This window comes from Bradyrhizobium sp. McL0615, assembly GCF_049993905.1.
Lineage (GTDB): Bacteria > Pseudomonadota > Alphaproteobacteria > Rhizobiales > Xanthobacteraceae > Bradyrhizobium.
Genome location: NZ_CP188254.1, coordinates 1,323,545 through 1,336,086 on the forward strand (window position 1 = coordinate 1,323,545; position 12,542 = coordinate 1,336,086).

The following is a 12,542-nucleotide window of genomic DNA, read 5'->3' on the forward strand; positions in this document are numbered from 1 at the left end:
AAGCCACGACCGATAGTGCAAGCCGCGACGGCTTCAATCGAACTGGATCACCTTGTCCAGCGTGATCGGCAGATCCCGCACGCGCTTTCCCGTGGCGTGATAGACCGCATTGGCGATGGCCGCCGCGACGCCGACGATGCCGATTTCGCCGAGGCCCTTGATGCCGAGCGGATTGATGGTTTCGTCGGGCTCGTCGACGAAGATGACCTTGATGTCGTGCACGTCGGCATTAACGGGCACGTGATACTCGGCGATATTGGCGTTCATGACGCGGCCGAACTGATGGTCGAACAGCGCTTCCTCGTGCAGCGCCATGCCGATGCCCCAGACCACGCCGCCCATCACCTGGCTATGGGCGGTCTTCAGGTTGAGGATACGCCCGGCCGCGACCGCGTCGACGACGCGGGTGACGCGGATGACGCCAAGCTCTTCGTCCACCTTGACCTCGGCAAAGACGGCCGAGTGCGTGTTGTGCGCATGCGACTTGTCTTCCTCGAAACTGTTGGTCTCCTCGCGGGTGATGCGCTCTGCGTTATCGGACTGCATCGCGCTCGCGATCGGAACCGCGCGGCTCGCATCCTGCTTGCTGACGATCTTGCCGTCCGCCAGTACGACGTCGTCCACGCCGGCGCCTGCCAGCGGCGAATCCTTCATCCGCTTGGCAAGCTTCAGCAAGTCACCGCGAACCTCGCGCGCCGTATTCGCAATCGCATGGCACACCGAAGCTGCGATCCACGATCCGCCCTCGACCGGGCATTGCGGCAGCGTTGAATCGCCGAGCTTGACGCTGATGCTGTCGATCGGTAGGCCAAGCATGTCGGCCGCGACCTGCGCCATGATGGTGTAGGTGCCGGTGCCGATATCGGAGGCTGCGGTTGCCACCTCCGCATGCCCGTTGGCGGTCAGCACGATACGGACCGCGGCCGGCATCTGCAGGGCCTCCCATACGCCGGTCGCCATGCCCCAGCCGACCAGATCGCTGCCGTCGCGCATCGAGCGCGGCTCAGGGGTACGCTTGTCCCAGCCGAACGCCGCCGCGCCCTGCCGGTAGCATTCGCGCAACTGCTTGCTGGAATAGGGCAGGCCTGAATTCTGGTCGCGGTCGGAGTAGCATTGCAGGCGCAACTGCACCGGATCGATCTTGAGCGCGACCGCGAGTTCGTCCATCGCGCATTCGAGCGCATAGACGCCAGTCGCGGCGCCCGGCGCCCGCATGTCGGAGGACGTCGGCACGTCCAGCGGCGCCAGCCGGTGCACGAATTTTGTATTGGGGGCTTTGTAGAGCAGGTCTGCCCAGCCGGTATCGTTGCGGGAGAATTCCTCGAACTGCGAGGTCACGGCGATCGCCTCGTGCATGATGGCGTCGAGGGTACCACCGGCCGTGGCGCCGAGCGCGAGACGCTCGATGGTCGCCGGGCGGTAGCCGAGCCCATACATCTGCGCGCGGTCCAGCACGACGCGGACCGGCCGCTTCAGCGCGCGAGCGCCCAGCACTGCCAGCACGACCTGGTATTGCGGGCGCAGGCCGGCGCCGAAACCGCCGCCCATATAGGGCGACATCACGCTGACCTCGTCCGGCTGCAGCTCGAACACGCCGCAAAGATATTTCTGGACGTTCTGCACGCCTTGCGTCTTGTCGTAGACCACCAGCTTGCGGCCGTCCCATATCGCCGTCGAGGCGAACAGTTCCATCGGATTGTGGTATTCGGTGGGGATGTAATACTCGGCTTCGTGACGCGTCTCGGCCGCAGCAAACGCCTTCTCGGCATTGCCGCGCGGCTTCTCGGGCTTCTCGACCGTGAATGCGTTGCCGCGCTGCGCGTGCAGATCGGTGACGTGGGCTTCGCCCTGCTGCTCGACCCGGACCAGCGTAGCCGCGAAACGCGCCGTCTCCCAGTCCTCGGCCAGCACCAGCGCGACCGGCTGTCCGTTGAACAGGATCCTGTCATCGTAAAGCGGGCGATAGGGCGATCCTTTCTCCGGTGCGACGTCATCCTTGTAGGCGTCGTCGTCGTTCGGCATCGGCGGCCGGTGCCGATGGGTGAGCACGTCGATGACGCCGGGGACGCGCAATGCCTCCGCGGTATCGATGCGGCCGACGCGTCCCTTCGCAATGGTCGATCCGACGACATAGCCATGCACGAGGCCGGGGACGTTGAATTCGCCGGCATATTTGGCTTCGCCGGTGACCTTGGCCCTGCCGTCGACGCGCGATGTTGCTGACCCGATATAGGATGCCATGGCGCTCACCGGATTTTCTTGACGGATTGCGATTGCGGGGTGCCGCGTGCGGCCTGACTGAGCGTTCGCACGATGGCGCGGCGCGCCAGCCCGATCTTGAAGCCGTTGTGCCCGTAGCCTTTGGCGCCTTGCAGCATGAGGTCAGCGGCTTGCGCAAATGCGCCTGCATCGGCGCGCTGGCCGCGCATTGCAGTTTCGGCTGCGGTGACGCGCCACGGCTTGTGCGCGACGCCACCGAGCGCGAGGCGCGCTTCCCTGATCGTCTCGCCGTCAAGCTCGAGCGCTGCCGCCACCGATACCAGGGCGAACGCATAGGACAGGCGGTCGCGGATCTTCAGGTAGGAATAGTTCGCGGCAAAACCCTTTGGCGGAAGCTCGATGGCCGTGATGATTTCGTTCGGCTCCAGGTTGGTGTCACGCTGCGGCGTGTTGCCGGGTAGCCGATGGAAATCCGAAAATGCGATTCTACGTGCCCCGCCGGGGCCAACGACATGGACGATGGCCTCCAGCGCCGCGAGCGCCACGCACAGGTCGGAAGGATGGGTTGCGATGCAGGCTTCGCTGGTTCCGAGAATGGCGTTGATGCGGTTGATGCCCGATATCGCCGAGCAGCCGCTGCCGGGCTGGCGCTTGTTGCAGGGCGTCACGGCGTCATAGAAGTAGAAGCACCGTGTGCGCTGCACGAGGTTGCCGCCGGTCGAGGCCATGTTGCGCAGTTGCTGCGACGCGCCGGCCAGGATCGCGCTTGCGATCAGCGGATAGCGCTGCGCGATCAGCGGGTGGTAGGCGAGATCGGAGTTCGGCACCAGCGCGCCGATACGAAGGCCGCCGCCTGACGTTTCCTCGACGCTCCGGAGCGGCAAATGCGAGATGTCGACCAGCCGGGCCGGATGCTCGACATCATACTTCATCAGGTCGATCAGATTGGTGCCGCCCGCGATGAATTTTGCGGACGGATCGGCGGCAACCTGGCGGATGGCATCGGCGACGTCGCTGGCGCGTGTGTATTGGAACGGGGTCATGACCGCACCATCGCTTGCTGGATCGCCGCCACGATGTTCGGATAGGCGCCGCAGCGGCAGATGTTGCCGCTCATCAGTTCGCGAATTTCATCCGCCGTCTTTGCCCTGCCCTCGGCGATCAGGCCTGCCGCCGAGCAGATCTGTCCCGACGTGCAATAGCCGCATTGAAACGCGTCGTGATCGATAAAGGCCTGCTGCAGCGGATGCAGCGCGCCGTTGCGGGCAAGACCTTCGACGGTGGTCACCTCGGCGCCGTCCTTCATCACCGCGAGCGTCAGGCAGGAATTTATCCGCCGGCCGTCGACCAGTACCGTGCAGGCGCCGCATTGGCCGTGATCGCAGCCCTTCTTGGTGCCGGTGAGGTCGAGCCGGTCGCGCAACGCATCTAGCAGCGTGGTCCATGGCGCGACCGCGAGTTCCACGCGGGCGCCGTTGACCGTCAGTGTTACCGGGATCTTCTGCGGTGCCGCTACGGTCGGCCTCGTCGCCTCTGCTGTGTCCGATCGCGCCATTTGCGTCTCCGTCATTCCAGCCGATGCCCGCTTCCATATGAAACGATATGACAACGCGCCTGTGTCAACCAGACAGCCCATTGCCGCAGCGCGGCCGCAGTTTTCAAATCGCACGACGAAAGCGCACGGAAGGGAGCCGATATGCGCATCTGCGATCTGTTTGAGGTAACCAACGCGCTTATCGCGTTATTGTGCCGTCTGCTTGCGCAGCTCCGCCACGTCATTCGCCGTCAGCGTCGATCCCTTGGTTCCGAACCGCGCGGTAACGTAATTGGCGACTGCGGCGATCTCGTCGTCGGTATAGGCATTACCGAAGGCCGGCATCGAGAGCGCGCCATCCGGCGTATGCCGTTTGGTGCCTGAGATCACGATCTGCGCGACGTTGGTCGCCGCGGGATCGTTCACCGCCCAGGTGCCGGTCAGCGTCGCCATTGGCGAGATGGCGCTTTCGCCGCTCCAGCCGTGGCAGCTCACGCAGGCGCCTTCGAACACCATCTTGCCGCGGGCATCGGCCGTGATGCCTTGCTTGTGCGAGGCGGGCGCCGGCGGCGCCGTGGTTGCGGGCAGGTCGGGCGAGGGCGTCGGCGGCACGCTGCGCAGATAGGCGATGACGGCGCGGATGTCCTCCGGAGCCAACTGGCTGAGGCTGTGATCGACGGCTTCGCCCATCGGGCCCGATGCCGCGCCATGTCCCGGGGCGTGTCCGGCCGAAAGATAGGCGGCGAGATCCTCATCCTTCCAGCCGCCGAGGCCGCTGCTCTTGTCCGAACTGATATTGAACGCGCGCCAGCCGGCCGTCACGGCGCCGGCGAATTTCTTGCGGTTGTCGAGCGCAAAGGCGAGGTTGCGCGGCGTATGGCATTCGCCGCAATGCGCCAGCGCCTCCACGAGATACGCGCCCCGATTCCACTCCGGACTCTTCGAAGTGTCGGGTGTGAAGCGCGTGTCCGGGTTGAACGCCGCCGACCAGAACCGCATCGCCCAGCGCTGGTTGAACGGGAACGAAAGCGTGTTTTCAGGCGCGGCCGCGCGCACCGCCGGCAGGCTGAACAGATAGGCCTTCACCGCCAGCACGTCTTCATCGCTCATGTAGGTGTAGGACGTGTACGGCATCGCCGGATAAAGCATGGCGCCGTCGCGACGCTTGCCGCGCTGGACCGCGTTGAGGAAATCCTGGTCGCTGTAATTGCCGATGCCGGTTTCCTTGTCGGCGGTGATGTTGGTCGAATAGAGCGTCCCGAACGGCAATTTGAAGCCGAGGCCGCCGGTATATTGCTTGCCGCCCTGACTGGTGTGGCAAACCATGCAGTCGGCAGCCTTGGCCAGATACTCGCCGCGTTCGATCAGGCTCGCCTTCTCGAGCGGAGCCGGTACGCCGGTTGGTTTTGTCCCGCGATAATCCGCGAGCCCGACTTTCGAGCCGCCGGAAAAGTCAAGCGGGCCAGGACCGCGGATGATCCAGGTGCCGATCGCGATCGCCGCAATGACGATGACGGCGAGGCTCAGCAGAATGCGCACAGCCCGTCTCATGCCTTCTTCCCCGCAGCAATCAGCGAACGGTCGATCGGCATGCGCCGCAGCGCCACGCCGGTTGCGGCATAGATCGCGTTGCGCAAGGCCGGCGGGCCACCATTGACGCCGGTCTCGCCGATGCCGCCGGGCGGCTCGCCGCTTTTGACGACATGCACCTCGATCTTCGGCGTCTGGTTGATGCGCAGCATCCGGTAGTCGTGGAAGTTCGACTGCTGGACGCGCCCCTTGTCGATCGTGATCTCGCCCCAGAGGGCTGCGGTCAGCCCGAAGATCAATCCGCCTTCGAGCTGCGCCTTCACAGTGTCGGGATTGACGGCGATGCCGGTGTCGACCACGGAGGTGACGCGGCGCAGCGCCACCTCGCCCTTGTCGTCGACCTCGGCTTCCACGATGGTTGCGATGAATGTCTCGAACGACGGCTGCAGCGAAACGCCGCGGCCGACGCGCAGCGGCAGTTTCTCGCCCCAATTGGCTTTTTCCGCCGCGAGGTTCAGCACCGCCAACGCCCGCGGCTTGCTGCCGAGCATCGCCCGACGAAATTCGATCGGGTCCTTGCCGGCCTTGCGCGCGAGGTCATCCATCGCGCATTCGACGGCGAACACATTGTTGTTCGGGCCGACGCCCCGCCAGAAGCCGGTCGGCACCGCCGGAGGCTCGGCTCTGACATATTCGACATGGAAGTTCGGGATGTCGTAGGGCGCATCGATCGCGGCATCGACGGCGTCGATATCGATGCCCTTCTGGAACGCCGGCGGCAGCCAGCGCGCCAGGATCGCCGAGCCCGTAACCTTGTGTTTCCAGGCGGCGACCTTGCCGTCGACCAGCACTGCGGAGATGTTATTGCGATAGACCGGGCGGTAGACGTCGTGCTGGGTGTCTTCCTCGCGCGTCCATACCACCTTCACCGGATAGTCCACCTGCTTGGCCACGCGCACTGCGGCGACCACCATGTCGGGCTCGAGCTTGCGGCCGAAGCCGCCGCCGAGCAGGTGGTTGTTGACGATCACCTTCTCGACCGGCATGCCCGCCGCCTTGGCCGCTTCCGACTGCACCCGGCTTACGATCTGCGTGCCGGTCCAGATCTCGCAGGCATCAGGCCTGACATGAACGGTGGCGTTCAGCGGCTCCATCGCCGCGTGCGCGAGGAACGGCAGTTCGTAGGCCGCCTCGAACTTGTCCCCGGTGGAAAGTCCCTTGGCGATGTCGCCGACCGATTTGGCGACCGCGCCATCGTTTTCGCTGGCCGCACGCAGGTGCTGCCAGATGTCTTTCGAACTGATTTTTGCGTTCGGCCCTTCGTCCCAGTCGATCTTCAGCGCGTCCAGGCCTTTCTTGGCCGCCCACATGTGATCGCCGATCACGGCGACCATGTCGTCCAGCACCACGATCTTGCGCACGCCGGGAATCTTCTTGGCCGCGCCGTCGTCGACCTTGCCGACCTTGCCCCCGAACACGGGACAGGCGGCTACCGTTGCGAACTTCATGTCCGGCAGGATTGCATCGATGCCATAGACGGCCTTGCCATTGACCTTGTCCGGCGTATCGAGCCGCTTCAGCGGCTGCCCGATATAGATGAAATCCTTCGGGTCTTTCAGTGGAACGTCCTTTGGCGGCGCCTCGCTGCTTGCCGCGATCGCCAGCGCGCCATAGGAGAGCTTTCGGCCACTCTCGGTGTGCGTCACCTCGCTCTTCGACGCCGTGCAGCCCGCCGCGTCGACCTCCCATTGCTTGGCCGCGGCCTGCACCAGCATGGCGCGCGCGCTGGCGCCGGCGCTCCGCAGCGGCTTCCAGAAGGCACGGATCGAGTTTGAATTGCCGGTCACCTGCAGGCCGAAGGTCGGATTGCCGTAAAGCTTGTCGTTCGGCGGCGCGTGCAGCAGTGCTACTCGCGCGATATCGGCGTCGAGTTCTTCCGCGAGGATCATCGGGATCGCCGTGTAGACCCCCTGGCCCATCTCGACCTGCGGCATCACCAGCGTGACCTTGCCCGCTTCGTCGATGCGGATGAAGGCGTTGGGTGCGAACTTGCCGTCGGTCGTGTCGGCCGGCTGCACCGGCTCGTTGACCGCGGCACGAAGCGGCAGGTGGAAGGCGAGCGTGAAGCCGGCCGCGAGACCGCCGGTCAGCAGGGCGCGGCGCGAAAGATCATGATTGCTTTTCGTCGTGGCGGTTTGGTCGAGCGATTTCATGGCGCGCCTCCTATGACGAGCGTCCGGACGCGGCCAGCTTGATGGCCTCGCGGATCCGCACATAGGTGCCGCAGCGGCAGATATTTCCGGACATCGCGGCGTTGATGTCGGAATCGTCGGGATTGGGTGTCGACGCCAGCAGCGCCGCGGCCGACATGATCTGGCCGGACTGGCAATAGCCGCACTGGATCACTTCAAGATCTAGCCAGGCCTTTTGCACTTTGGCACCCGCAGCAGACGCGGCAACGCCTTCGATCGTGGTAATGCTGCGGCCATTCAACGCACCGACCGGCAGAACGCAGGATCGCACGGGCCTGCCCTCGACATGCACGGTACAAGCGCCGCACTGCGCGATGCCGCAGCCGTATTTCGTGCCGGTCATTCCGAGGATGTCGCGGAGCACCCAGAGCAGCGGCATGTCCGCCGGGGCGTCAAAGGATTTCTGTTCGCCATTGATCGTCAGCATCGTTGCCATAAGCATCCCCAGAGTTTGCGGCCGCGGGCAGCGGACACGTGGCGATGACCGGAAATATCGCGCCGCAGCGAGCCAGGACGCGAGGATATTTTTCGCAATGCTGATCTGCATCGGCTACATCACATAGTCGTGCAGCGCGGCTGCATCAGTTTTAGGCGAACTGATACGATCGTCGTCATTGAGTGCGCGCGCCTGTTGAGGCATGTCATCTAAAAGCGGCAATGACGCGGGGGATGTTCGATGGCGTCCAGCAGTGCAGATTTTTCGACGATATTGAACCGCATTCTCGATACCGCGGCGGACAATCTCAGGATCGCAAAGATTCTGGTGCAGATGGGTCTTGACCCCAACAACATCACTTATGACGCACTATTCAACCGACTGTTGGAAATTGGGCTGGCCAATATCACGCTTGCCAACATGTTTGCCCTGATTGGCGCCATCTTCTTTGTTGCGACCTTGCTGATGCAGACGATGGTGCCGCTGCGCATTGCGAACATGGCGGGCTGTACGTTCTTCGTTGCCTTTGGCGCGCTCTCCGGCAACGTCGCGACGTTTCTCCTTTATCTGCTTTTGCTGCCGATCAATGCCGTGCGACTCCGTCAAATGCGCAACCTGATCAAGAAGGCACGTATCGCGACGGAGAGCGACACCTCGATGGAATGGCTCAGACCGTTCATGACCGAGCGGAGATATCGCCGGGGCGACACGTTGTGCAAGAAGGATGATGCAGCTGACGAAATGTTCCTGACGATCACAGGAAGGTATTTGGTCACGGAGATTGGCGTCGAACTTCCGCCGGGTCGCATCGTGGGCGAACTTGGCTTCCTTACGCCCAATAAGCAGCGAACTGCGACGGTCGAATGCATAGAGGACGGGCAGGTGCTGACCATAACCTACGAAAAGCTGCTCGAGATCTACTTTCAAAATCCGCAATTTGGCTATTACTTCCTCGTCCTGACCAGCCAACGCCTGCTGGAGAACATCTCACGACTGGAAGGAATCGTAGTGCAAGAAAAAGCCGCGCGGCAGAGCGCAGGCGAGGCTGACATTTAGCAAGATCAAGCTACGTCGTCGCAACCCGGTACGACAAGCTCGCAGCTAACAACATGGCCTTCGTCGAACTCGCGTCCATTTCGGATTCAGTTACGCGCTGGTGTATTCGCGCGCTAGCTCTGCCGAAAGCCCATCCGGAATGCGCCCCAATGGCGGCCGCGGATGAAGATCGGCGACGACAGGTCCTTCATCAGCACGAAATTGCCGCCGCCCATGTCGCGCCGGTAGGTCTGCAGCAGGAACGGTTTTGTGTTCGCCGCCACCTTCTTTACCGCGCGGTCGTTGAACAGGCGGCGGTTGCGGCAATTGGCGTTGTTCCAGACAGGGTCGGGCCCCTGCGGCAGGCGGTAGTTTGGATTGTGGGTCGGCAGGTAGCCGCTTTTGGCCCAGGCCACACAGAAAACGATTCTGGCATCACTCTTCTGGATCGGATCCTGAATGGAGGGGAGGACCCGGTCGGTGAACGCGACATAGTCGGTCAGATATTGCTTTGGATCGGTGCCGGCGATTTCACGATACTTCTCGTCCATCAACTGGTCGAGCGTGATCTCGCCGCGCGCGACGGCGCCCTCAAACGCGTCGGAAATCTGTTTTGCGATATCGATCACCACGCGGATCAGCGGTGCATCCGAGGTCTCGACGCCGCTGTCGGCGATCAGCGCGATCAGGTCTTCGGAGGTCTCGAGCAGCTTTGTCACCCGATCGTCCGCGTGCTTGAGATCGCGCGAGGAGAGGTCGACGCCCTTGGCGAGCTCGCTGAGCTCGGTGATGACGGTGTCGCAATGGCCGAGATTGGACGTCGCGGCCCTGGCGACGCCGTCGATCTCCTGCCCTACGGACGCGATGCCCTGGTGCACGCGCGCGATGATGCCGCTGATCTGATGTGCGCCTTCACCGGCACTCTTGGCGCGGAGTGAGGCGTCGCTGCTCTCGCCGATCAGGCTGCCGATCTGGCCGTCGAGATCGCGCATGGTATCGGAAATCTGCTGCGTGGCCTGGCGAGTCCCTTCCGCCAGGCTCTTCACTTCGCTCGCGACCACGGCAAAGCCGCGGCCGGCGGTTCCGGCGCGCGCCGCCTCGATCGTGGCATTGAGCGCCAGCAGGTTGGTCTGCTTCGCAATCGCCTCGATCGAACCGGAAACTTTCGCAACCTGCGACAGGGCCGAGCCGACGGCGCTGAGCCGGGCCTCCATGCGGCCGACCGCTTCAACGAGTTCGGCGATGTGCCTGACGGCCGTATCCACCGCGCTGCGCGACTGAACGATCTCTACCACGGCTGCGGTCGTGGTCGATTGCACCGCCTGCGATGCGTTGGCGATCTCGCGGTTGGCCGAGACCATCGTCTGGGCCGTCTTCTGAAGGTGGTGGAATCGTTCCGACTGGTTGGCGACACGGCTTGCGACCTCCTGGACGTTGCCGGCAATATCGGCAAGCTCCACGCCGAGCCCGCCGATGCGATTGGCAAGCTGGTCAATGAGTCGTTCGGCCAGCGTCTGGTTGGATTGAGTGTCCAGGACTGCACGCTGCACAACGGACATGTTCGAGCTTTCTCCAGTTAGAGCCGATGACCGGCCCATCGCGGCGATCGCATTCCAATTCCAAGTTCAGAACGCGATTCGCGCCTTGGAGTCTTGCCTGAGAGCGCACTAGAGCCTGTACGCCGTGCGGAAACCGCCCCAGTGGCGGCCTTTGACGCGGATCGGCACGTCGATCTCGCGCATCATCACCATGTTACCGTTGCCCATGTCGCGTGCGTAGCTCTGGATCAGATAGGCGCGCTGGTTGCGCCCGGCGGCAAGGCCTGCCGGATCGTTGAAGATGCGGCGGTTGCGGCTGTTGGCGGTGTTCCAGGTGACGTCGCCCGGCTTCTGCGGGTGCGAATAGATCTTGTTGTGAACGGGCAGATAGCCGTTGGTGTCGATCATGGCGCAGAACGCCATCCGCTTATCCTTGGCGAGGAACGCTTCCTGGAACGGCGGCAGGGCGCGATCGGCCCAGTCAAGAATCCTGGTGCGGTACTGCACCGGATTACTGCCTGCGATCTCGACATAGTTGGTGTCGAACATGTCCTCGATCGAGATGGCGCCGCTGTCGATGCCATTCTCAAAAATCTTCTTCAGCGCGGCACCCGCTTCCATCGCGCGGGTGACGGCTTCGGTGTTGTCGTCTTGGATCGACCACAACTTGTCTTCGATCTTCTCGGTCAGCGCCGTATCCGGCCTTTCGAACTGCGCATGCGCGCCAGCCTGCGATCGCTGGACGATGCGAACCCTGCAGGCGCCGACATCCTGCAGCGTCGCATCAAAACTCTGGCCCTGCGCCAGCGTTTCCGCGTCTGCCCCGCTGACCAGAATGCCGCCTAAGGAAATTTCGTAGACCGGTGCTGATATCACCCCGCGCGGGACGGCAATTTCGATCTTGAGGCTGCAAGGCAGCCTTTGGTCCTTGCGGCGGTCCTGGCGGTCACCTGTTTTCTCTCCCTGCCGCAGCAGCACGGCGCAGCGCGCCTTGAGCTTCTGCGCAAACGCGGTGACGGCCCGGCCGGCCGTGGCGACGCTTTCGCCATGGACCTCGGCTTCCTTGGTCGCATGATCGATTTCGGTGGCGCTGTTGCCGACCGATACGATGAAGCTGGATGCGGAGGCTGCATTGTCGGCCATCTCGCCGGTGGTTGCGTTCTGCTCGGCGACCGCGCCGTTGACGTTGTCGAACACCGGGCGGATCGCCTCGATCGCCTGCGAGATACGATGCACGGCGTCGACCGAGCCCGCGGCGTCACGCTGCAGCGCCTCGATCTTCTTGGTGATCTCTTCCGTCGCGTGCTGGGTCTGCACCGCGAGCGCCTTTACTTCGGTGGCAACCACCGCAAAGCCCCGTCCGGCCTCGCCGGCGCGTGCGGCCTCGATGGTGGAATTGAGCGCCAGCAGCGTGGTCTGCCGCGCGATCTGCGCGATCAGGTTGACGACGTTGCTGATCGCCGCCGAGGATTCCCGCAAGCGATCCACATTGGCGCTGGCTTCGCGGGCGGCGTCGCTGGCCTGGTCGGCGAGCTTGCCGGCGTCGCGCACCTGCGCGCCGATCCCCTGCGCCGACTGGGTGAACTTGTCGGCGGCGTGCGAAAAGGTCGTGGCGGTGCCCTGTGCGGCGCTGGTTCGGTTGGTCAGGGCGTCGGTGCGCTGGCGGATGGTCGACAGCGTCGCAGCCGTGGCCTCGGCGCCCCCGGCAACCGAGTTGGCCGCGCGTTCGAGCTGGCGGATCATCGCGCCGAGCTCGAGTTCCAGAAGCTCGAGGATCGCCTTGGCCGAATCGCCATCGGCGGAAGCGGTCTCCGTCGCGTGGGCGACCGTCTGGGCCTTGGGCTGGGCGGCCGGCAACGCCGGCTCCGGCACCCGTTTTTTGAACAAACCGAAGGCCATAACGTCTCTTAAAAGTTGAAGATCGGTGCGAAATCCTCTCATCCGAGCATGAAGTCATGGTTAACAAGTGCCTGATATTCCGGCAGACGGCAGTACTT

The 12,542-nt window shown here is 63.7% G+C and carries 9 protein-coding genes; 1 reads left to right on the forward strand and 8 read right to left on the reverse strand.

Annotated elements, in window-relative coordinates; all coding sequences use genetic code 11:
• Positions 1-33 precede the first annotated feature (33 nt).
• From ACPPVP_RS06215 to ACPPVP_RS06240, 6 genes are all read right to left on the reverse strand, one after another.
• Positions 34-2,241, reverse strand: coding sequence for a xanthine dehydrogenase family protein molybdopterin-binding subunit (locus tag ACPPVP_RS06215; protein WP_426532278.1), 2,208 nt, complete (start codon positions 2,239-2,241; stop codon positions 34-36).
• A gap of 5 nt (positions 2,242-2,246) precedes the next feature.
• Complete coding sequence (locus tag ACPPVP_RS06220; RefSeq protein WP_426532280.1) at positions 2,247-3,263, reverse strand: FAD binding domain-containing protein; 1,017 nt, start codon at positions 3,261-3,263, stop codon at positions 2,247-2,249.
• Complete coding sequence (locus tag ACPPVP_RS06225) at positions 3,260-3,775, reverse strand: (2Fe-2S)-binding protein (protein WP_426532282.1); 516 nt, start codon at positions 3,773-3,775, stop codon at positions 3,260-3,262. Before ACPPVP_RS06225 ends, ACPPVP_RS06220 begins: the two co-directional genes overlap by 4 nt.
• A 186-nt stretch (positions 3,776-3,961) precedes the next feature.
• On the reverse strand, positions 3,962-5,305 hold the full coding sequence (locus ACPPVP_RS06230) for a c-type cytochrome (RefSeq protein ID WP_426532284.1): 1,344 nt from the start codon (positions 5,303-5,305) through the stop codon (positions 3,962-3,964).
• Complete coding sequence (locus ACPPVP_RS06235) at positions 5,302-7,497, reverse strand: molybdopterin cofactor-binding domain-containing protein (RefSeq protein WP_426532286.1); 2,196 nt, start codon at positions 7,495-7,497, stop codon at positions 5,302-5,304. Before ACPPVP_RS06235 ends, ACPPVP_RS06230 begins: the two co-directional genes overlap by 4 nt.
• A gap of 10 nt (positions 7,498-7,507) precedes the next feature.
• Positions 7,508-7,972, reverse strand: coding sequence for a (2Fe-2S)-binding protein (locus ACPPVP_RS06240; protein ID WP_426532288.1), 465 nt, complete (start codon positions 7,970-7,972; stop codon positions 7,508-7,510).
• A gap of 240 nt (positions 7,973-8,212) precedes the next feature.
• Here ACPPVP_RS06240 and ACPPVP_RS06245 point away from each other — a divergent pair, with 240 nt between their 5' ends.
• Positions 8,213-9,028 carry a Crp/Fnr family transcriptional regulator gene (locus ACPPVP_RS06245; protein ID WP_426532290.1) on the forward strand — a complete coding sequence of 272 codons (816 nt, stop codon included), beginning with the start codon at positions 8,213-8,215 and terminating at the stop codon, positions 9,026-9,028.
• A 113-nt stretch (positions 9,029-9,141) separates the two neighbouring features.
• On the opposite strand, the gene ACPPVP_RS06250 is transcribed toward ACPPVP_RS06245, so the two are convergent.
• Positions 9,142-10,566, reverse strand: a complete 1,425-nt coding sequence (locus tag ACPPVP_RS06250; RefSeq protein ID WP_426532292.1) for a methyl-accepting chemotaxis protein — start codon at positions 10,564-10,566, stop codon at positions 9,142-9,144.
• Positions 10,567-10,674: 108 nt separating this feature from the next.
• Positions 10,675-12,444, reverse strand: coding sequence for a methyl-accepting chemotaxis protein (locus ACPPVP_RS06255; RefSeq protein WP_426532294.1), 1,770 nt, complete (start codon positions 12,442-12,444; stop codon positions 10,675-10,677).
• Positions 12,445-12,542 lie beyond the last annotated feature (98 nt).

Excerpts from the sequence above, each read along its gene's own strand:
- ACPPVP_RS06215 (WP_426532278.1), bottom strand. The coding sequence starts at position 2,241 with ATGGCATCCTATATCGGGTCAGCAACATCGCGCGTCGACGGCAGGGCC.
- ACPPVP_RS06230 (WP_426532284.1), bottom strand. The coding sequence starts at position 5,305 with ATGAGACGGGCTGTGCGCATTCTGCTGAGCCTCGCCGTCATCGTCATT.
- ACPPVP_RS06245 (WP_426532290.1), top strand. The coding sequence starts at position 8,213 with ATGGCGTCCAGCAGTGCAGATTTTTCGACGATATTGAACCGCATTCTC.
- ACPPVP_RS06255 (WP_426532294.1), bottom strand. The coding sequence starts at position 12,444 with ATGGCCTTCGGTTTGTTCAAAAAACGGGTGCCGGAGCCGGCGTTGCCG.
- ACPPVP_RS06240 (WP_426532288.1), bottom strand. The coding sequence starts at position 7,972 with ATGGCAACGATGCTGACGATCAATGGCGAACAGAAATCCTTTGACGCC.
- ACPPVP_RS06250 (WP_426532292.1), bottom strand. The coding sequence starts at position 10,566 with ATGTCCGTTGTGCAGCGTGCAGTCCTGGACACTCAATCCAACCAGACG.
- ACPPVP_RS06225 (WP_426532282.1), bottom strand. The coding sequence starts at position 3,775 with ATGGCGCGATCGGACACAGCAGAGGCGACGAGGCCGACCGTAGCGGCA.
- ACPPVP_RS06235 (WP_426532286.1), bottom strand. The coding sequence starts at position 7,497 with ATGAAATCGCTCGACCAAACCGCCACGACGAAAAGCAATCATGATCTT.
- ACPPVP_RS06220 (WP_426532280.1), bottom strand. The coding sequence starts at position 3,263 with ATGACCCCGTTCCAATACACACGCGCCAGCGACGTCGCCGATGCCATC.